General features: G+C 64.9%; 18 protein-coding genes. 11 read left to right on the plus strand and 7 right to left on the minus strand.

What is annotated here, in order from left to right:
• Positions 1-13 precede the first annotated feature (13 nt).
• Together JJE66_RS01355 and asd are read right to left on the minus strand one after the other, a co-directional pair.
• Positions 14-583: an NUDIX hydrolase gene (locus JJE66_RS01355; protein ID WP_200512339.1), complete on the minus strand. Its 570-nt coding sequence runs from the start codon at positions 581-583 to the stop codon at positions 14-16.
• A 66-nt stretch (positions 584-649) separates the two neighbouring features.
• Positions 650-1,513, minus strand: a complete 864-nt coding sequence (gene asd, locus JJE66_RS01360; RefSeq protein WP_200512340.1) for an archaetidylserine decarboxylase — start codon at positions 1,511-1,513, stop codon at positions 650-652.
• 35 nt (positions 1,514-1,548) lie between these two features.
• Between asd and JJE66_RS01365 the strand changes: the two genes are divergently transcribed.
• Complete coding sequence (locus JJE66_RS01365; protein ID WP_200512341.1) at positions 1,549-3,213, plus strand: aminotransferase class III-fold pyridoxal phosphate-dependent enzyme; 1,665 nt, start codon at positions 1,549-1,551, stop codon at positions 3,211-3,213.
• A 296-nt stretch (positions 3,214-3,509) separates the two neighbouring features.
• Here JJE66_RS01365 and JJE66_RS01370 read toward each other — a convergent pair whose 3' ends face one another.
• The 3 genes from JJE66_RS01370 to JJE66_RS01380 all read right to left on the minus strand — a co-directional run bounded on the left by JJE66_RS01370 (position 3,510) and on the right by JJE66_RS01380 (position 6,072).
• Entirely contained in the window at positions 3,510-4,169 is a 660-nt protein-coding gene (locus JJE66_RS01370; RefSeq protein WP_200512342.1) for a hypothetical protein, read from the minus strand.
• 127 nt (positions 4,170-4,296) lie between these two features.
• The gene (locus JJE66_RS01375) at positions 4,297-4,986 is read right to left on the minus strand and encodes a methyltransferase domain-containing protein (RefSeq protein ID WP_200512343.1); all 690 of its coding nucleotides are present in this window, start codon (positions 4,984-4,986) and stop codon (positions 4,297-4,299) included.
• Between the two features lie 33 nt (positions 4,987-5,019).
• The gene (locus tag JJE66_RS01380; RefSeq protein WP_200512344.1) at positions 5,020-6,072 is read right to left on the minus strand and encodes a glycosyltransferase family 1 protein; all 1,053 of its coding nucleotides are present in this window, start codon (positions 6,070-6,072) and stop codon (positions 5,020-5,022) included.
• A gap of 274 nt (positions 6,073-6,346) precedes the next feature.
• Between JJE66_RS01380 and JJE66_RS01385 the strand changes: the two genes are divergently transcribed.
• Positions 6,347-7,045, plus strand: coding sequence for a L,D-transpeptidase (locus tag JJE66_RS01385; RefSeq protein WP_200512345.1), 699 nt, complete (start codon positions 6,347-6,349; stop codon positions 7,043-7,045).
• Between the two features lie 577 nt (positions 7,046-7,622).
• Positions 7,623-8,795 (plus strand): hypothetical protein, encoded by a 1,173-nt coding sequence (locus JJE66_RS01390; RefSeq protein ID WP_200512346.1) that lies wholly within the window; start codon positions 7,623-7,625, stop codon positions 8,793-8,795.
• Between the two features lie 63 nt (positions 8,796-8,858).
• Here the strand turns inward: JJE66_RS01390 and JJE66_RS37810 are convergent, their stop codons facing one another.
• Positions 8,859-9,089, minus strand: a complete 231-nt coding sequence (locus JJE66_RS37810; RefSeq protein WP_200515242.1) for a hypothetical protein — start codon at positions 9,087-9,089, stop codon at positions 8,859-8,861.
• 56 nt (positions 9,090-9,145) lie between these two features.
• On the minus strand, positions 9,146-9,940 hold the full coding sequence (locus JJE66_RS01400) for a thioredoxin family protein (protein WP_200512347.1): 795 nt from the start codon (positions 9,938-9,940) through the stop codon (positions 9,146-9,148).
• Positions 9,941-10,084: 144 nt separating this feature from the next.
• Here JJE66_RS01400 and JJE66_RS01405 point away from each other — a divergent pair, with 144 nt between their 5' ends.
• The 8 genes from JJE66_RS01405 to JJE66_RS01440 all read left to right on the plus strand — a co-directional run bounded on the left by JJE66_RS01405 (position 10,085) and on the right by JJE66_RS01440 (position 19,538).
• Positions 10,085-11,305, plus strand: a complete 1,221-nt coding sequence (locus JJE66_RS01405; protein WP_200512348.1) for a helix-turn-helix domain-containing protein — start codon at positions 10,085-10,087, stop codon at positions 11,303-11,305.
• Positions 11,306-11,333: 28 nt separating this feature from the next.
• A complete protein-coding gene (locus tag JJE66_RS01410) occupies positions 11,334-11,981 on the plus strand; it encodes a DUF6923 family protein (protein ID WP_200512349.1) in 648 nt (215 codons plus the stop codon).
• 128 nt (positions 11,982-12,109) lie between these two features.
• The gene (locus JJE66_RS01415) at positions 12,110-13,678 is read left to right on the plus strand and encodes a DUF4403 family protein (protein ID WP_200512350.1); all 1,569 of its coding nucleotides are present in this window, start codon (positions 12,110-12,112) and stop codon (positions 13,676-13,678) included.
• Between the two features lie 123 nt (positions 13,679-13,801).
• Positions 13,802-14,911 (plus strand): ABC transporter ATP-binding protein, encoded by a 1,110-nt coding sequence (locus tag JJE66_RS01420; RefSeq protein ID WP_200512351.1) that lies wholly within the window; start codon positions 13,802-13,804, stop codon positions 14,909-14,911.
• 66 nt (positions 14,912-14,977) lie between these two features.
• Entirely contained in the window at positions 14,978-16,036 is a 1,059-nt protein-coding gene (locus tag JJE66_RS01425) for an ABC transporter substrate-binding protein (RefSeq protein WP_200512352.1), read from the plus strand.
• A 21-nt stretch (positions 16,037-16,057) separates the two neighbouring features.
• Positions 16,058-17,320: an ABC transporter permease gene (locus JJE66_RS01430; protein ID WP_200512353.1), complete on the plus strand. Its 1,263-nt coding sequence runs from the start codon at positions 16,058-16,060 to the stop codon at positions 17,318-17,320.
• Entirely contained in the window at positions 17,317-18,147 is an 831-nt protein-coding gene (locus tag JJE66_RS01435) for an ABC transporter permease (RefSeq protein WP_200512354.1), read from the plus strand. The genes JJE66_RS01430 and JJE66_RS01435 overlap by 4 nt, the downstream gene beginning before the upstream one ends.
• A gap of 182 nt (positions 18,148-18,329) precedes the next feature.
• The gene (locus JJE66_RS01440) at positions 18,330-19,538 is read left to right on the plus strand and encodes an ABC transporter substrate-binding protein (RefSeq protein ID WP_200512355.1); all 1,209 of its coding nucleotides are present in this window, start codon (positions 18,330-18,332) and stop codon (positions 19,536-19,538) included.
• Positions 19,539-19,630 lie beyond the last annotated feature (92 nt).

The following is a 19,630-nucleotide window of genomic DNA, read 5'->3' on the forward strand; positions in this document are numbered from 1 at the left end:
GAGGTGAAGATACTTACGCCTCGCCGCGCAGCCAGGTTCGCACCTTCTGCAACAGACCGTGCCGCAGCTCGTCGACGGAGGCAGCCTCGGCCGGTGTCAGCGTCTGCAACGCCGCGTCGATGTCGTCCGCCGCCAGCGTTGGCGTCGGTTCAGGCGCAGGCGACGACGCGAGGCCGGCCGCGGCGATCGCGATCGGTCCGACCTGGGTGAGGAAAGTGCGCTCATATTCGCGCGACAGGCGCGCGAGTGCGTCGTCCAGCGTCACCCAGTCGACCGCCTTGATGTCGTTCATCAGCTTGCGGACGGGACCGCCATCAGCCTCCATCCGCCAGAAATGCACGACTTTTGAGCGCCCGCCCGAGTGGTACACGAGCGTGCCCAGAAATTCGTGGATGGCGACCTCGTGGCCGGTCTCCTCCAGCACCTCGCGATGCGCGGCCTCCCTCGGAGTCTCGCCGTCGTCGAGCTTGCCCTTGGGCAAAACCCATTCGTTGCGCTTGCGCTGGCGCACGACTGCGATCAGCGGCGTTTCGCCACGCCGCAGCACAATACCACCCGCCGCCATCACCGGCGCCCGCGCCATACCAGATCCGTGTCGATCGAATTGTCCCTACGGACGATATAGGCCGCCGACACGGCGGATTGAAGGCTACTTTTTACTCAACAGCGCCTGACCTGCGCGGATGCGCGTCCCCTCGCCGATCCCGTCGCAGAACGAAAAGTCGCCGGGCGCGAGGATGATGATGGTCGAGCCGTGCTCGAACCAGCCGAGCTCCTCGCCCTTGGCCACGTTGACGTCGCAAGCGAAATTGACCGGGCCTTTCGTCTGCGCGTTTAGCACCATGTCGAGGAAGTGCAACCGGATGCTCGCGACCAGGATCGCGGCCACCGGCACCAGCGTCACGACCTCGCCGGTCGACAAATGCGTGCGGATCACGGCGCGCTCGTTCTTGCAGAAGAGACGCTCGACCCGCTTCAGCGCGATCGGGTTGACGTTCCAGACGTCGCCATGGATCAGCGTGACGCGCTCGATATGCGCATCGTAGGGCGCGTGGAAGCGGTGATACATGCTCGAGGTCAGCCGCAGCGTCACGAAGCTTCCGTTGCGGTGCTGCTCGACCAGCGCGGGATCGCCGAGTAGATCGAGCAGCGAATAGGGCGCACCCTTGACCTGGAACAGCTCGGTATCGGCGATCCGGCCATGGGCGCCGACGATGCCGTCGGAGGGGCTCGCGACAACCGAAGGGTCCGGGTCAAAGGGGCGCAGGCCTGGCTTAAGCTCCCGGGTGAAGCAATCGTGCAGGCTCTTGAAATGGGTTTTGCGAGCCTCCGACAGATCGAGATCGGAAAACAGCTTCCACAGCGCGATGGAGCCGTCCCGAATGAGCGGGTTCTCGATCTTGGAGAACCAGCCCATGAAGCGGGTCAGCGCCGCGCGGGGGATGCGATTGGTCAACAGGAAGTTGAGGTCTTCCTGCTGGGTGAAAGAGGCGATGAGGGCTTTGACTGTCATGAATCTGTCAGCTCGCAGTATTAGCGCTTGTTGTCATGGAAACGACACTCCCGATTCTCTCATTTTCCGTGGCCGCTGCAGCGTCCGCTGCCGCCGCCTTCCCGAAGCTGAAGGCGCGGATCGCACTGTCTCGCGCCAAGCACCGCTCGCTTGCCGGCCACTCCAAGATGTCGCGCCGGGTGGCCCGGCTGCTGCCGTTCTACGAGTTCGAAGGCGACAGATATTTCGGCTGCGACGGCGCGCCGGCGAACGTGGTGATGCAGCGCAAGGAGGCCTTCTTCCGTCTCGCGCGAATCTACGCCGATCGCTACCCTAGGGGTCGCGCGATGACCAAGGAAGCGGCCGAGACGATCTCCGATCTCAACTTCACCGAAAGCTATCGTGTGCCGTTCCAGTTCTCGCGCCTCGTCCGCGAACATCTGGGTACCTCGACCTTCATGGAATCGTCGAGCGGCGTCACCGTCACGGATGTCGACGGCAACACGTCCTACGACCTCACGGGGTCCTACGGCGTCAACATCTTCGGCAACGACTTCTACAAGGAGTGCATCGAGGGTTCCGAGAAGCGGGCGCACGCGCTCGGTCCGGTGCTCGGCCCCTACCATCCCGTCATCCTCGAGAACGTGCAGCGGCTCTGCCAGATCTCGGGCCTCGACGAGGTCTCGTTCCACATGTCCGGCACCGAAGCCGTGATGCAGGCGGTGCGGCTTGCGCGCTACCACACCAAGCGCACGCATCTGGTTCGTTTCGCCGGCGCCTATCATGGCTGGTGGGGCGACGTGCAGCCCGGCGTCGGCAACCCGATCCCCGCGCGCGAGACCTACACCCTCGCCGAGATGTCGGATAAGACGTTGCACGTGCTGCGCACGCGCAAGGACATCGCCTGCGTGCTGGTCAATCCGCTGCAGGGCCTGCATCCGAACGGCAATGCGCCCGGCGATTCCTCGCTGGTCGACTCGTCCCGCGGCGGCAATTTCGATCGCGCGGCCTACACCGAATGGCTGAAGAAGCTGCGCGAGGTCTGCACCGAGCGCGGCATCGTGCTGATCTTCGACGAGGTCTTCGTCGGCTTCCGCCTCGCCGCCGGCGGCGCCCAGGAGTATTTCGGCGTCAAGGCCGACATGGTGACCTACGGCAAGAGCCTCGCCGGCGGCCTTCCGGTCGGCGTGGTCTGCGGCAAACGCGAGCTGATGCGCCGCTTCCGCGACGACCGCCCCGCCGACGTCTGCTTCGCCCGCGGCACCTTCAACTCGCATCCCTACGTCATGACGGCGATGGACGAGTTCTTGAGCCGGCTCGCCAGCCCGAACTTCCGCGCCATCTATGACGGGCTGGATGCGACCTGGAACGGCCGTGCCGAGAGGCTCAACAAGATGATGGAGAGCGCAGGCCTGCCGGTGCGGTTCGCCAATCTCTCGTCGATCTGGACGGTGAAATACACCACGCCGTCCCGCTACAATTGGATGCTGCAGTATTACCTGCGCGCCGAAGGCCTGTCGCTGAGCTGGGTCGGCACCGGCCGGCTGATCTTCAGCCTCAACTACACCGACGCCGACTTCGCCGAGGTCGCCGAACGCTTCGTTCGCGCCGCCGAGAAGATGAAGGCCGACGGGTTTTGGTGGCACGATGGTGTACTCACCAACAAGAACATCAAGCGGCAGATCCTGAAAGAGATGCTGGCCAAGCGTCTTGGGCGCTGAGGCTTCTTCTCCCTCGCCCCGCCTGCGGGGAGAGGGTTGGGGTGAGGGGGACTCTCCGCGCGCGCGGTGCGGGTTGAGGAACGATCCGCTGGCAGCACCCCCGCGGAGACTCCCCCTCACCCGGCTTCGCGCTACGCGCAAATCCGACCTCTCCCCGCAAGCGGGGCGAGGTGAAGAGAGCACGCCGCCGCTTGCTTGAGTCACTTTGAAGGTATCCCCCAAGACGTGGATGCCCGGCACGAGGCCGGGCATGACGCAACCATCAGACATCGGAGTGTTGTGTGTGCGCAGCGCGCTCAGGCGTGCTGCTCTTCGAGCGTGGGCTCGTCGATGAAGCCCAGCGTGTGCTCGGGGTTGAGGTGCAGGCCGGGATCCATCAGCTCGCCGCGCATCAGCGCCAGCGGCGCATTGCGATAGAGCATCAAGTCGTGGAAGGGATCGGTTAGGATCTTGGTCATCCAGACGAGGCCGGTCTCGACGTCGCGGATGAAGAACAGGTGCACGGTGCGGAACATCAGCCCGCCGCCGCCGATCACGAGCCAGATCTTGGCAACCTGCCGCATGAAGTCGGCCGCGCTGGCCCAGGGCGTGAACAGGCCGAACAGGGTGGGATCGGCGAACAGCACCAGCGGCGACAGCGCCCAGATCGCCATCAGCACCACCTTGCGCTGAAGGTTGTAGCCGACCTTGATGTCTTCCTTGTACTCGTGGGTGGCCTGGTTGATGTGGTCGAAATCGTGCGGCTCGAAGAAGAAGTGACCGGCCTGGCGCGACGTCATCGAGACCAGCCAGCCGACCAGCGCCGAGAGCATGGGGTCGACGAACAGCCAGAGATAGGCGAAGAGAAAGCTCAGCGCGCTGACGAAGTGCAGGCTCTGATTGATGCGGCTGTGGTGATAGTAGCGATGGTCGTCCCAGCGCTGGATCCGCAGCTGCTCGAGATAATTCTTGATCATGCTATTCCCCAAAATGCTTTCGGGTGAGGGATTTACAGAGATTCGATGTCCGCCGTGTGACATCATCATTTTGTCATATGACGACGCGCGGCGACGCGATGACGCACACGACGCGGGGAGCCTCGGATCAGGCCGCTTTCGCGACGTCGATCTTGCGGAAGCGCACCAGAGAGAAATGGCCGAGCGGCGGAATCAGGCGGCGCTCGGCGAGCTCGATGCCGTTGGCGCCGGCGAGCCATTTGGCGTAGCGCGACCAGGCGAACTCGGCCGTGCGGAAGCCGAGCGGGCGCACCACCGGCTGGAGCTTCTGCTCGATGAAGCGACGCACGCCGGCGTCCGCACTGACGCGGGTGAGGATGATCAGCTCGCCGCCCGGGCGCAGCACGCGGGCGAATTCGTCGAGTGCGATTTCCGGATTCGGCACCGCAGTGACGACATATTGCGCCATCACGACGTCGAAGGAATTGTCCGGGAATTCGAGCTTCTCGGCATCCATCACCGCGAGGCCCTCGACGTTCTTCAGCCCGCCCTCGGTGACGCGCTGACGCGCCTTGTCCAGCATCGCTTCCGAAATGTCGGTGCCGAAGATCCGCAGATGCGGCGCGTACATCGGCAGCGAGATGCCGGTGCCGACGCCGACCTCGAGCACGCGGCCGCCGATCTTGTTGGTGGCGGCGATCGCCGCCGCCCGGCCCTTGGCGAACACGCCTCCGAACACGAGGTCGTAGACCGGCGCCCAGCGATCATAGGCCTGCTCGACCGTGCCGCGGGTGAGGTCGAGCTGCTGGGTGCCGTCAAGGTTCATGATCTTAGACATCGATGAGGTTCTCGCTGTGGGTCAAAGGTAGGATCAACCGCGCACCGGCCGCCGCGCCATGCGAGGCGAGGCGCGCAGGATGCGGCTGGGCTGAAGTGAGGTGAGGTTTCCGACGAACTGGCGCGCACTGTTTTCCCAGGAGCGCTCCAGCGCGAAATTGCGGCAGGTGTCGCGCGACATGGTGAGCGCGCGCAGGCAGGCGGCGCGCAGATCGTTGTCGATCGCGCCGATCGGATGATCGGCGATGACGTCTTTCGGACCCGTCACCGGAAACGCCGCAACCGGCGTGCCGCAGGCGAGCGCTTCCAGCTGCACCACGCCGAACGTGTCGGTGAGGCTCGGAAACACGAAGACATCCGCGGCGGCGAGATGCGCGGTCAGATCCGCGCCCTTCTTCTCGCCGAGGAAGACGGCGTCCGGATATTTCTTCTCCAACGCCGCCTTCTGCGGACCATCGCCGACGACGACTTTGGTGCCGGGCAGATCGAGCGACAGGAAGGCCTCGAGATTCTTCTCCACCGCCACGCGACCCATGGTCATGAAGATCGGGCCGGGCAGATCGAGCTTGGCCGGCGAATCAGGATGGAACAGCTCGGTGTTGACGCCGCGCCCCCAGAAGCCGAGTCGTTTGAAGCCCCGCCCGGAGAGCTCCTGCCGCAGCGACGGCGTCGCCACCATGGTCATGGCGGCGGCATCGTGGAAGTGGCGCAGCACGGCATAGCCGACCGCCGCCGGGATGCCGGTCCGCACCGAGACGTATTCCGGAAAACGCGTCGTATAGGAGGTGGTGAAGGCGAGGCCGTTGCGGCGACAATAGGCGCGCGCGGCCCAGCCGATCGGACCTTCGGTGGCGATGTGCAAGGCTTCGGGCGCCGCCTTTTCGATCCGCCGCGCGATCTCTTTTCCGCTCGGCAGCGCAACGCGCAGGCCCGGATAGGTCGGCAGCGGCCAGGAGCGGAAGCCGTCCGGCGTCAGGAAGTCGATCTCGACATCGAGGGCCTTGGCGGCGGCCGCCAGCGAGGTCAGCGTCCGGACCACACCATTGACCTGCGGATGCCAGGCGTCAGTCGCGATTAATACCCGCATGGGGAAATCCCGAGAGTTTGATGATTCTCGGCTTAGGACCATCAACCACGGATATTTCAGGCGTGTGACGTCATATAAATGTCGGCGCGCTGTTTTGTTTGTTAACGGGGCCCCCTGGCCACGAAACTGTCATGAAACAATCCTTGCCGCGACGAAACCGTTTTCGGTTTTCCGCGCAAACGTCGCGAAACTTTTTGCCGTTAGTGAATTAGGCAACGGAGCACCGAAACGGTGCCGGGGTGACCAAGAAACACCAAGCAAACAGGGGCGGCCAATGTTCAATCTGGACACGTTCAGGAATTATTCGCGCGCCGTTGCTGTCAGTGCAGTGGCTGTTGCCGCAATCGCGTTTGCCGGCCCGGCCAAGGCCGCGCCTGTGCAGCTGTTTCCGTTCTTCCAGCCGCTGCCGACGATGACCGCGCCACAGCCCTATCAGGCGACGCCTTACCAGGCTGCGCCGTCCGAGGATCAGGACGCCGTCGAAATGCCGGCCCGCTTCCGCCGTCAGGCCGTCGCTTACGCGACGCGCGAGCCGGCTGGCACCATCATCATCGATACGCCCAACACCTATCTCTATTACGTGCTCGGTAACGGTCAGGCCATCCGCTACGGCATCGGCGTCGGCCGTGACGGTTTCACCTGGTCCGGCACGCAATCGGTGACCAAGAAGGCCGAGTGGCCGGACTGGACGCCGCCGCCGGAAATGATCCAGCGCCAGCCCTATCTGCCGCGCCACATGGCCGGCGGGCCCGGCAATCCGCTCGGCGCCCGCGCCATGTATCTGGGCGGCACCGTTTACCGCATCCACGGCACCAACGCCCCCGACACGATCGGCAAGCACGTCTCCTCCGGCTGCATCCGCCTCACCAATGACGACGTCTCCGACCTCTACTCCCGCGTCAACGTCGGCACCAAGGTGATCGTGCTGCCGATGACGGAGCGGAGAGCGGAGCTCGGAGCTGCGACGCGGTAGGGCGCAGAACCAGATCGGGATGAACGGCACTGGTATTCCCGGCCGTTCCGGTCATTCAACTCGCCCGATGGCGAAAGTTTGCGTGATCGAGCGAATGCCACCCCGCCAAGAACAGCAGAAGAGGTCCCGCAACGGACTGGTTTCTGACGATCGGCACGGCGGCGGCGGCACCGATGTGGGCGGGCATGCCCATCGCGCGCCGGATCCTCGCTCGCTCCGCCCTCGGAAGGTCGTTGGTGTACAGGGACGACCTGTCTGCATCGCGATGCCGGCGAGGCTCGGCGCATCTGCGGAGATTGCGTCCATGGTGAGGCTACGCCGAGGTTCTAAGCGATCCTTAGCAAGCTATCTAAACACGAAGTTGACGACCCCGCAGCCACGGCAAGCTTGGTCCATTCGCGCGGAGGCGTGAGCGAGCAAGATCGTCGACTTGCGGGAAACCGGTGGTAATATTCACCGGTTGATAACCACCGGTTGAGATCGCATGCGGCATTTACCCCCGCGAAAACGGTGCGATGACAGTCTGCGAAGGTGGGAATCGCAAGTCGGTGCACTGCAATGCATGTGCAAGGAGGCATTGATCGCGATGGCCGGGCCGCATCGGACTGGCGAACATCTGATACAGTATCTGCAAAGGCTGACGCCGCAGGTACGCGGCCGCCTGTTGGTTGAGCTGGAGCGATTGCATCTTCTGGGCGAGGACATTCCGCACTCGGAGCCATTGATTGCAGCGTTGCGCGCCGAATTCCGCGGCACGGGCCAGAATCACTACCGCGCCGGAAATCCGTCCCGCTATTTCTTCGAGCCCCTCGAGCCCGTGCTGGTGGACGGCGCGCCCGAGCGCGCCAATAGCGGGCAGATCGCGCGAGGATCGCTCGGGCCGATCTGGAGCTTCGTAAGTGAAAAGCTGCTGCCGAGCATGGCCGCGGACTACGTCGCGAATGCGAAGGGCACGATCGCCGCCAACGATCTCGGCGAGACGAGGCGGATCGCGGCGACGTTCCAGAAAAAGGTCCTGACCTATCTGGACGGAACGCTCGGCCTCCCCGATGGAGCGGCCGAGGTGCGCGCAGGGCTCATGGCCTATACCAGTTCCCACGCGACCTTCGATGATCTGATGAAAATGCGGCACTTCCTGTGCGCCCGGCCGGAGCTTGCGGACTTCACCCGCGCCCTGGCGCCGAAGATTCCAAAACTGGATGGCCCGGTGCTTGCCAATGTTCTCAAACTGTTGGGAGCGCTGAAGTCAAAACGCAGCGATGCGGTGCCGTTCGCGTTGACGATCATCGCAGGGCGCCTGGAGAGACCGCGGGAATTGATGCTTCTGGCGACCATACCCGCCGGAAGCAGGACGCCGGCGGAGATCGCAGCCACCCCTTACGCGATCGCCGTTTCGATGGTGCTCGATCAGATCGACGAGAAGCGCTTGCTGTTGCTCTTTGCGTTACGAAACAATCGCATGGTTCAGGCGAAGGAGATCGTCGGCGACATCTACAAGATCGAACAGGCCGTGAGGGAACGGATCGACCTGACGGGATCGGGCTGGGGCAAACGCCTGCAGGACCTGATGACGGCCCTCCAGGCCGCGCTCGATGCGGAAATCAGCAGCATTCCAACTGATCACCTGCATCTGACACACATCCTCGAATCGTCGAAGCTGCGCCCGGATCTCTCCTTCGGCGATCGGATCACCCACTTTCTGGCGAAAAGCCGTAAGGCGTTGGGCTGGTCCGCCAGCAAGGAACGCTGACGCGGTCCATGACGGTGACCAGCCTCCCGACGTGGAATACCGCCGATCACCGGCGGAACGCCTTCACCCTCCGCTCCCGCCTCGCCGCTGCGAGATCAGCCTCAGCCACGCCGAAGCATGAAACGCGCTCATCAGCAGATACATCGGCACCATCCCGCCCAGCAGAGAGCCGTGGCCGGCGGCGCAGAGCATGTCCGCCGGGCCGCCGCCGAGCACGGCCGTCAGTGCGGCCATCACCGCGAATGTCGGGGTGGCCGCAAGACCGAGCCATCGGGCGAGGTACGACGCGACCACCGTCTCCCGGCCACCGCGACCGCCAACGGCGGCCGGGTTGACTGAGCAGGTCTCGCTCACTGCGCGCCCTTCGTGCGAAGCGCGATCTCTCCGGCATCCGACACCTCGACCCATTTCTTGTCGGGCGCGGCGCCTGCCTCGTAGCTGTCGTTCCAGTTCCACCATTTGTAGGTCGGGCTCTGCGGATAGCCGGCCGGCGAATCCTCCCAAGGCTCCTGGCGGCCGAGCGGGGTAATGTCGAGATAGTTCCAGGTGCCGCCCATCTGCTCGTCGCCACGGCTCTTGATCAGATAGGTGCGGAAGATGCGCGTCCCGTCGCGGTAGAACACGTTGGTGCCGTGCCACTCGCCGACGCCGAAATCGGCGTCGAAGCTATCCGTGATGGTGACCCACGGAATCTCCCAGCCCATCCGCTGCTTCAGCCGCGCGATGTCGGCTTGCGGCGCGCGCGAAGCGAACACCAGCGTGGTGTCGCGGGCATTCAAATGGGAGACATGGGCGACCTGGTCGGCCACCATGGAGCAACCGCGGCACGCGTGGTCGGGCCAGCCGAACACGCCGGGCTCGAAGAAGGCCCGGTACAGGATCAGCTGCCGCCGGCCCTGGAACAGATCGAGCAGACTGGCCTTGCCCGAGGGCACCTCGAATGCGTAGGTTTTGTCGACTTCCATCCACGGCATGCGCCGGCGTTCGGCGGCGAGTGCGTCGCGGGCGCGGGTGTGCGCCTTTTCCTTCACGAGCAGTTGCTGACGGGCTGCCTCCCAGTCCTGCGGCGACACCACTGGCGGTGTTTGCATGGCGGGCTGTCCGTTGTTCTGTCCGTCTTTGGCTGATTGAGTTTCTGTCGTCATGGCTCTCCAAACCTCTTGCTTGGGCGATCGTCCTGCGCCTCGCGTGCGCAGACCGAAGCGCGTCTCGCCGCATATCGTCGGCCGTGAGCGAGTTCTCGCACCGGACGAGGGCGCGGTGGGAGTAACAAGTGTGGCGGGATTTTCATGGAGTCGCTGATCATTGCGGCGGCGCGCGCCTTAGAGGCCGGCGATCCGCTCGGTGCCCTGAACCGCGTGGCGTTGCGCAACGATGCGCCCTCGCTGGCGCTGCGCGGCATCGCGATGGCGCAGCTCGGCGATCTCGCGAAGGCGAAGACGCTGCTGCGGAGCGCCACACGCGCGTTCGGGCAGAAAGAGGCGGTGGCGCGCGCCAGGTGCGTGGTGGCCGAGGCCGAGATCGCGCTGGTCTCGCGCGACCTGAGTTGGCCGGCCAAGACGCTCGCGGGCGCGCGGGCGACGCTCGAACAGCATGGCGATCTCGCCAATGCCGCCCATGCCGGCCATATCGAGGCCCGCCGTCTTCTCCTGCTCGGACGCATCGACGAGGCCGAGCGCACGCTGGCCGGGATCAATGTTTCTCCGCTGCCGCCCGCATCTCTGGTCGTTCGCGAGCTCGTGGTCGCTGGCATCGCCATCCGGCGGCTGAAAACCAAAGACGCGCGCGCGGCGCTCGACCTGGCGGCGAAGGCAGCGCGGCAGGCAAAAATCCCCGCACTCGTCGCCGAGGTCGACAGTGCGAATCTCGTCCTCGAGACGCCGGCCGCACGCCTGATCGCGCGCGGCAGCGAACACCCGCTATTGCTCGGAGAGGTCGAGAGACTGGCGACCTCGACGGCGCTCGTCGTCGACACCTTCCATCATGTCGTACGCAGGCAAGGCGCCGTCGTGCGGCTCGGGACGCGGCCCGTGCTGTTCGCGCTCGCCCGTCTTCTGGCGCAGGCGTGGCCCGCGGATGTCTCACGAGAGGCGTTGATATCAGGGGCGTTTCAGGCCAGGCACGTCGACGAGTCGCACCGCGCGCGATTACGCGTCGAGATCGGGCGGCTCCGCACCCAGCTCAGACCACTGGCCGACATCAGCGCGACGAAGCAGGGTTTTGTGCTGGCGCCGCGCAAGACACGCGACGTCCTCGTGCTGGCGCGGCCCGTCGAGGAAAAGCATGCTGCCGTGCTCGCCTGTCTTGCTGATGGCGAACCCTGGTCGAGCTCGGCGCTCGCACTCGCGCTCGGCATGAGCGCGCGCACGGTGCAGCGCGCCCTCGAAGAGCTGGCGCGGTCGAACAAGGTGCAGTCGTTCGGACGCGGCCGGGCGCGCCGCTGGTTGACCCCGCCGGTTCCGGGATTCCCGACACGCTTGTTACTCCCCGGACCGCTGCTGAAGGCGTAGGTTGGCCGCAATCACCGGGATCGAGCACATGAAGCGTTCCGCCGCGGAAATCGTCAGGGAGTACGGGCCTTTTCCGGGCGTCGATGCCGTGCATGGCGTCACCTATGACGGCACCCATGTCTGGTTCGCGTCCGGCGACAGATTGAACGCGGTCGACCCAGCCAACGGCAAGGTCGCGCGCTCGCTCGATGTCGCCGCGCATGCGGGCACGGCGTTCGACGGCCGCCACCTGTTCCAGATCGCGGAGGATCGCATCCAGAAGATCGACGCGGTGACCGGCGCGGTCGTCAGCACGATTCCGGCGCCGGGCGGTGGTGGCGATTCCGGATTGGCCTGGGCCGAGGGCTCGCTCTGGGTCGGGCAGTATCGCGAGCGCAAGATCCATCAGGTCGATCCGGACACGGGGACTGTCCTCCGCACCATCGAAAGCAAGCGCTTCGTGACCGGCGTCACCTGGGTCGACGGCGAGCTCTGGCACGGCACCTGGGAAGGCGACGACAGCGACATCAGGAGGATCGACCCTGACACGGGCAAGGTGCTGGAACAGCTCGACCTGCCCGCCGGGACGATGGTTTCAGGGCTCGAGTCCGACGGCGGCGATCGCTTGTTCTGCGGCGGCGGCGAGGCCGGCAAGGTAAGAGCAGTCCGCCGGCCCAGGCGCAGTGAGGTGCGCTGACGGCCCGAACGACGGGTACGGCGCGGCCGCAGCCGTTAACCCGTTTGCCGCAATTCCACCCCATCGGTGCGCTCTAGCGCCCTCCTCGCCTGCCCTGTAGACTTCGGCCCGGGCAGCCTGGGGGATTGATGCGACTGACGTTGAACTTGAAGACTGTCCTGATTGCGGTTGCGGTGCTCGCGGCGTCGTTTTTCGTCAGCCTGAAGGTGATGGACTGGCTGTCGCCGCGCGCGACCAATTCCGCGCCGCCGGTCGCGCAGCTGCCGCCGCTGCCGCCGGTGTCCAAGAGCTCGATCGTGGTGGCGCCGGTCGCCATCGCGCTGTCGGCGATCCGCGACCAGGCCGAGAAGGCCTCGCCGCACAATTTCGCCGGCAAGGCCGAGAACCCGATCTCGCAGATCCTGCAGGACGCCGATATCGGCTGGACGGCCGTCCGCGGACCGATGTCGGCCACCGGCGACAAGGACGTGCTGACACTGTCGACGCCGCTCACCGGCAAGCTGAACGTGACGGGATCGTTGTCGTCGAAGGCCACCGGCGCGCTCGGTGAGGCGCTGGGCAGCGTGCTCGGCGGCGACGCGGCGAAACGGATCGGCGCGGTCAACATCAAGAACTTGAATGCCAGCGCCGAGATCAAGGGCAACGTGGTCGTCACCTCGCGTCCGAAGATCGCAGCCGCCTGGCATCTCGAGCCCAATCTCGGCGCGCAGGTCAATCTCGGCGACACCAACCTCTCGCTCGCGGGCGCCAAGGTCAATGTGCCGGCGCAGGTCAAACCGCTGATCGACAAGAACGTCAGCGAGCAGCTCAACATCGTCTCCGAGCGTATTCGGAACGACCCCAGCCTGCGCGAGAACGCGAAGGTGCAATGGGCCAAGGCCTGCCGCTCGATCCCGCTGCAAGGCAGCGGTTCCTCGGCCGCACTTCCGCCGCTCTGGCTCGAGATGAAGCCGACCCGCGCCATCGCGGCGCAGCCGCGCGTCGATGCGCAGAACGTGACGCTGCTGCTCGGCCTGGAGGCCGAGACGCGCGTGACCTCGACGCCGACCAAGCCGGACTGCCCGTTCCCCGACAAGATCTCGATCGTGCCGCCGACCGGCACCGGCGTGAACATCGGCGTGCCCATCGATGTCCCCTTCACCGAGATCAACAAGCTAATCGCCGCCCAAATGGTCGGCCACACTTATCCCGAGGACGGCTCCGGTCCGGTCGAGGTCACGGTGAAGGGCGTCAACGTCGTCCCGTCCGGCGAGCGGCTGCTGATCTCGCTCTTGGTGCGCGCCAAGGAGAAGAAGAGCTGGCTCGGGCTCGGCGCCGAGGCCACCGTGCACATCTGGGGCCGGCCGATGCTCGACCAGGCGCAGCAGACATTGCGGCTTGCCGACATCCAGCTCGCGGTGGAGTCCGAGGCAGCCTTCGGCCTGCTCGGCGCCGCCGCACGCGCGGTGGTGCCGCAGATGCAGCAGGCGCTGGTGCAGAAGGCGACGCTCGACCTGAAGCCGATCGCCGCCAACGCGCGCGAGAAGATCGCGGCCGTCATCGCCGACTTCCAGAAGAGCGAGGACGGCGTCAAGGTCGAGGCCGATATCAGCAGCCTGACGCTGGCCGACATCGCCTTCGATTCCAAGACGCTCCGTGTGGTCGCCGAAGCCGGCGGTACACTCAACGTGTACGTGACCAAGCTGTCCGGGATGTAGCACATGTTCGCGGCACCTGCCGCCCCGCGCGCCACTGGCATTCCCGTCCGAGGGTGCTAAGCTGTTTCTCGCAGCCTCGAAGGAGGCTGCAGACGGCATTGCAGGGGACACGCGAGGACAAAGATGGAAGCCGGCATGGTCACGCCTGCGCCGGCGCTGGTGCGCTTTTCCGGCATTCAGAAGACCTATGACGGCGAGCATCTCGTGGTGAAGAACCTCGATCTCGACATCAGGAAGGGCGAGTTCATCACCCTGCTCGGCCCGTCGGGCTCGGGCAAGACCACCACGCTGATGATGCTGGCTGGCTTCGAGGTTCCGACCCAGGGCGAGATTTATCTCGCCGAACGGCCGATCAAGAACGTGCCGCCGCATAAGCGCGACATCGGCATGGTGTTCCAGAACTATGCCTTGTTTCCGCACCTGACGATCGCCGAGAATATCGCCTTCCCGCTCTCCGTTCGCAACACGAACAAGGCGGAAGCGCAGGACCGCGTCAAGGCGGCGTTGCGCATGATCAAGATGGAAACGCTGGCGCAGCGGCGGCCCGGGCAGCTGTCCGGTGGTCAGCAGCAACGCGTGGCGCTGGCCCGCGCGCTGGTTTTCAATCCGCAGCTCGTGTTGATGGACGAGCCGCTGGGCGCGCTGGACAAGCGCCTGCGGGAGCAGATGCAATTGGAGATCAAGCAGCTGCACGAGACGATGGGCGTCACAATCGTCTACGTCACCCACGATCAGAGTGAAGCGCTCACCATGTCGGACCGCATCGCCGTGTTCAACGACGGCATCGTGCAGCAGATCGACAGGCCCGACGCCCTGTATGAGCATCCGGTCAACAGCTTCGTCGCCAACTTCGTCGGCGAGAACAACGTGCTGGCCGGCACCGTCGAGACGGTCGACAAGGACTCTTGCCGCGTCGCGCTGGCGGCCGGCGGCTCCGTCGTGGCCCGTGCGGTCAACGTATCAGGCGCAGGCGCATCGACGTCGCTGTCGGTGCGGCCCGAGCGGATCGCGATTGTCCCGGACGGCAGCTCCAGCGACGGACCGAACCGGCTGCCGGCCAAGGTGCAGAACACCATCTATCTCGGCGACCACGCGCTGGCCGTGCTCGATGTCGCAGGGAATGCCGAGTTCATGGTCAAGCTTCAGCCGGGGGCGCATGATAGCTTCCGGCACGGCGAAAGCGTGTTCATCACCTTCCGCCCCGAGGACTGCCTCGCGCTCGACCCCGTCTGATCCCAACGCAAGCGAACCTGCATCAATCAACCTCAACGCAACGCACATGAAGAAGGAACGAAGACCATGCTGAAGCGCAAGACTGGCAAGATTGCTCTGGGTTTCGCCGCGGCGTTCAGCGCCAGCGCTGCGCTGGCCACGGTCGCGCAGGCGCGTGACCTCACAATCGTGTCGTGGGGCGGCGCGTATCAGGATGCCCAGAAGAAGGTCTATTTCGAGCCGTTCAAGAAGGCGACCGGCGTTGGCATGAACGACGAGTCCTGGGACGGCGGCGTCGGCGTGCTGCGCGCCAAGGTGCAGGGTGGTGCTGCCACCTGGGACGTGGTCCAGGTCGAGAGCGACGAACTGGCGGTCGGCTGCGAGGAAGGCCTGTTCGAGAAGCTGGACTATTCCAAGATCGGCGGCGAGGCCGCCTATATCCCGCCATCCGTCAACCCCTGCGGCGTCGGCGCCATCCTCTACGATTTCGTCCTCGGCTACGACAAGGACAAGCTGAAGGACGCCCCCAAGGGCTGGGCCGACTTCTTCGACACCAAGAAGATTCCGGGCAAGCGCGGCCTGCGGCAGGGCCCGAAGACCACGCTGGAGATCGCGCTCATGGCCGACGGCGTCGCACCGAAGGACGTCTACAAGGTGCTGGCGACCGACGAGGGCATCGAGCGCGCGTTTAGGAAGCTCGACACCATCAAGGGCGACATCGTCTGGTGGAAGGCCGGCGCCCAGCCGCCGCAATTGCTCGCCTCCGGCGAGGTGGTGATGACCTCGGTCTACAATGGCCGCATCGACATGGCGAACAAGAACGAGAAGAAAAACTTTGGCATGGTGTGGGACGGCGCGCTCTTCACGCTCGACAGCTGGGTCATCCTGAAGGGGAGCCCGAACAAGGACGCGGCCTACAAGTTCCTGGACTTCGCAGGCAAGGCGGAAAACCAGTCGAAACTGTCGGAGAACATTGCCTATGGCACCTCGAACAAGGACGCCGCCGCTCTGATCCAGCCGGCCGTCCTGAAGAACCTGCCGACGGCACCTGACAACATCAAGAACGCGGTCGAGATCAACGTTGCCTTCTGGCTCGAGAACATCGACCGCCTGACCGAGCGCTTCAACAAATGGGCCGCGAAATAGCGCAGCCCCAAGGCCCGAGCAATGACGGATGCGCTCCTGACCGGTGCCGATGCGTCGACCGAGGTGCCGCTCAAGCGCCGATTGAGGCGTGCCGAGCGGACGCGCCAGGTCAAGGCATTGGCGCTGGTAGCCCCGCTTCTCGTCTTCCTGCTCTTCACCTTCGCAGGCCCGATCGCCGGCATGCTGTGGCGCGCGGTCGACGACCGGGAGGTGCGTCAGGCGCTGCCGAAAACTGTCGCGGCGCTCGCCAATTGGGATGGCAAGGACCTGCCGGACGAAAAGGCCTACGCGGCACTGGCAAGCGACATCCTGTCCGCGCGCGGAGCCGGCACCATTGCGATTGCGGCCAAGCGGCTCAATTACGCCCTGAATGGATTTCGCACGATTCTGACCGGCACCGCGCGCCATCTGAAGACGGCGCCGGAGCCCGACACGGCAAAGGAGACGTTGGGCAAGATCAACCCAGCCTGGCGCGAACGCACCACCTGGACCACGATCAAGGACGCCGGTGGTCCCGTCACCGGCTTCTACCTTCTGGCGGCGCTCGACCTGACGCGGAACGTGGACGGCGCGATCGTCTCGGCCCCACCGGATCAGGCCATCTACCGCGAAATTTTCGCCCGCACCTTCCTCATCAGCCTCGGTGTCACCGTACTCTGCCTGATCCTTGGCTTCCCGGTCGCTTACCTGCTGGCGACGCTGCCGCCCCGGCGCTCGAACCTGTTGATGATATTCGTGCTGCTGCCGTTCTGGACGTCGCTTCTGGTCCGCACCTGCGCCTGGATCGTCTTGTTGCAGAGCAAGGGTGTCGTTAACGACAGCCTGCACTGGCTTGGCATCATCGACGAGCCGTTGCGCCTGATCTACAACCGCTTCGGTGTCTGCGTGGCCATGACCCACGTACTCCTGCCGTTCATGATCCTGCCGCTGTACAGCAGCATGAAGGCGATCTCGCCCGCCTACATGCGTGCCGCCGCCTCGCTCGGTGCGCCACCCCTCACCGCGTTCCTGCGGATCTATCTGCCGCAAACCCTGCCCGGCATCGGCGCGGGAGGCCTGCTCGTCTTCATCCTGGCGCTCGGCTACTACATCACGCCCGCCCTCGTCGGCGGCGCCGCCGATCAGATGATCAGCTACTTCATCGCGCTCTACACCACCGAGACCGCCAATTGGGGCCTTGCTTCGGCGCTGGGTGCGGTGCTGCTGCTGGCGACTATTCTGCTCGCGCTCGTCTACGGCAAGCTGGTGCAGGGCCAGCAGGTCACGGGAGGCATGAAGAATTGAGCGACACCCCTTCCCTGCGCACGCCCAGCCAGCGCATCGCATGGACCGCGACCATCGCCATCTCGACGCTGGTGTTCATCTTCCTGATCGCGCCCATCCTGGCGATCATGCCGCTGTCCTTCAGCTCGGGCTCGTACCTCACTTATCCGCTGCCGGGCCTCTCCTTGCGCTGGTACGACGATTTCATCAGTTCGCCGCGCTGGATGAATTCGCTGAAGAACAGCATGATCATCGGCGTAGCCTCGACCGTGGTGTCGATGGTGCTCGGCACGCTCGCCGCGTTGGGGCTGGCGCAATGGAAGAGCCGATTCAAGCCGCTGGTACTGGCTTTCGTGCTGTCGCCGGTCGTCGTGCCCGGTGTCATCACCGCGGTCGGCCTGTATTTCTTCTTCGCGCCGATCGGACTGACCGGCAGTTATCTCGGCTTGATCCTGGCCCACACCGCGCTGGCGACGCCCTTTGTGGTGATCACGGTCGGTGCGACGCTGCAAAGCTTCGACACCAACCTGGCACGCGCCGCCGCCTCGCTCGGCGCCTCGCCGCTTCAAGCGTTCCGCCGCGTGATCCTGCCGCTGATCCTGCCGGGGATCGCGTCAGGCGCGCTGTTCGCCTTCGCGACCAGTTTCGACGAGGTAGTGATCGTGCTGTTCATGGCCGGTCCCGAGCAGCGCACCCTGCCGCGCGAGATGTTCAGCGGCATCCGCGAGAACATCAGCCCGACCATCACGGCCGCGGCAGTGATTTTGACGACGGTCTCGGTCATCCTCCTCGCCACCCTGGAGGGCTTGCGCCGACGCAACGAACGGCTCAAAGGCAGCAGCGCCTGAGCGGTGAGCGGATGAATGGTTTCTCAGATGCACAATTGCGCATCATAATTCGTGCGCCGGAATAACGGAGCCACCCGTTTACTCCCGACGCCCTTGCACCCCCCTGGCTTTGCGGCAGCGTCGATTGCGGCTAGAACGTCCCCGCAACAATGCCCAAACAACAACACAAAGGGAGAAATAACATGCATAAACTCATTGCCGCGGTCGCGGCCAGCTTCGCCATCGCCGCCAGCTGCGGCACGGCGCAGGCGCAGATTTCCGACGAAATCGTCAAGATCGGCGTGCTCACCGACATGTCGAGCCTCTATGCGGATGCGACCGGCAAGGGCTCGCTCGCCGCCGTCGAGATGGCGGTCGCCGATTACGGCGGCAAGGTCGCCGGCAAGCAGGTCGCAGTGGTCGCCGCCGACCACCAGAACAAGCCCGACGTCGGCGTCAACATCGCCCGCAACTGGTACGACAACGAGAAGGTTGACGCGATCTTCGACGTGCCGACATCATCAGTGGCGCTGCCGATCTCGGCGCTGACGCGCGAGAAGAACAAGATCAACATCAATTCCGGCGGCGGCTCCTCCGACATCACCGGCACGGCGTGCTCGCCGAACACGGTGCACTGGACCTACGACACCTATGCGCTGTCGAACGTTGCCGGCAAGGCGATGGTGAAGCGCGGCGAGGACACCTGGTTCTTCATCACTGCCGACTACGCCTTCGGCATGGCGCTCGAGCGCGACGCCGCCAACGTGGTCAAGGAGAGCGGCGGCAAGGTGCTCGGCGACGTCCGGCATCCGCTCAACTCGTCGGACTTCTCCTCCTTCCTGCTCCAGGCCCAGGCTTCCAAGGCCAAGGTGGTCGCACTGGCGGATGCCGGCGGCGACACCACCAACGCGCTGAAGCAGGCCGCCGAATTCGGCCTGATGCAAGGCGGTCAGAAGATGATCGCGCTGCTGCTGGAAATCACCGACGTCCACTCCCTCGGCGTCAAGGCCACCCAGGGCCTGATCGTCACCGACGCATTCTACTGGGACATGAACGACGAGACGCGCGCCTTCTCGAAGCGCTTCAACGAGAAGGTCGGCCACATGCCGACCATGATCCAGGCCGGCCTCTATTCGGCGACCATGCACTATCTGAAGGCGATCGACGCCATCAAGACCGACGAGGCGCCGAAGGTGATGGCGCAGATGCGCGCCACGCCGGTGAACGACTTCTTCGCCAAAAACGGCAAGATCCGCATCGACGGCCGCATGGTCCACGACATGTATCTGTTCGAGGTGAAGAAGCCGGACGAGTCCAAGGGCGAGTGGGACCTCTACAAGCTGATCGCCACCGTGCCCGGCGACGAGGCCTTCCGCCCGCTCGACAAGGGCGGCTGCCCGCTGGTGAAGTAAAAAATCTTCCCCCTCGCCCCGCTCTTGCGGGGCGAGGTAACAAGAGACACGACAGCGCGCCCGGTGAAAACCGGGCGTGCTGCGTTTAGGCC

Source organism: Bradyrhizobium diazoefficiens (assembly GCF_016612535.1).
GTDB classification, from domain to species: Bacteria; Pseudomonadota; Alphaproteobacteria; order Rhizobiales; family Xanthobacteraceae; genus Bradyrhizobium; species Bradyrhizobium diazoefficiens_C.

Coding starts and splice junctions, on each gene's coding strand:
- JJE66_RS01420 (WP_200512351.1), top strand. CDS start 13,802: ATGGAAGCCGGCATGGTCACGCCTGCGCCGGCGCTGGTGCGCTTTTCC.
- JJE66_RS01380 (WP_200512344.1), bottom strand. CDS start 6,072: ATGCGGGTATTAATCGCGACTGACGCCTGGCATCCGCAGGTCAATGGT.
- JJE66_RS01365 (WP_200512341.1), top strand. CDS start 1,549: ATGGAAACGACACTCCCGATTCTCTCATTTTCCGTGGCCGCTGCAGCG.
- JJE66_RS01425 (WP_200512352.1), top strand. CDS start 14,978: ATGCTGAAGCGCAAGACTGGCAAGATTGCTCTGGGTTTCGCCGCGGCG.
- JJE66_RS01370 (WP_200512342.1), bottom strand. CDS start 4,169: ATGATCAAGAATTATCTCGAGCAGCTGCGGATCCAGCGCTGGGACGAC.
- JJE66_RS01375 (WP_200512343.1), bottom strand. CDS start 4,986: ATGTCTAAGATCATGAACCTTGACGGCACCCAGCAGCTCGACCTCACC.
- JJE66_RS01400 (WP_200512347.1), bottom strand. CDS start 9,940: ATGACGACAGAAACTCAATCAGCCAAAGACGGACAGAACAACGGACAG.
- JJE66_RS01405 (WP_200512348.1), top strand. CDS start 10,085: ATGGAGTCGCTGATCATTGCGGCGGCGCGCGCCTTAGAGGCCGGCGAT.
- JJE66_RS01430 (WP_200512353.1), top strand. CDS start 16,058: ATGACGGATGCGCTCCTGACCGGTGCCGATGCGTCGACCGAGGTGCCG.
- JJE66_RS01415 (WP_200512350.1), top strand. CDS start 12,110: ATGCGACTGACGTTGAACTTGAAGACTGTCCTGATTGCGGTTGCGGTG.
- asd (WP_200512340.1), bottom strand. CDS start 1,513: ATGACAGTCAAAGCCCTCATCGCCTCTTTCACCCAGCAGGAAGACCTC.
- JJE66_RS01410 (WP_200512349.1), top strand. CDS start 11,334: ATGAAGCGTTCCGCCGCGGAAATCGTCAGGGAGTACGGGCCTTTTCCG.
- JJE66_RS01440 (WP_200512355.1), top strand. CDS start 18,330: ATGCATAAACTCATTGCCGCGGTCGCGGCCAGCTTCGCCATCGCCGCC.
- JJE66_RS01355 (WP_200512339.1), bottom strand. CDS start 583: ATGGCGCGGGCGCCGGTGATGGCGGCGGGTGGTATTGTGCTGCGGCGT.
- JJE66_RS01385 (WP_200512345.1), top strand. CDS start 6,347: ATGTTCAATCTGGACACGTTCAGGAATTATTCGCGCGCCGTTGCTGTC.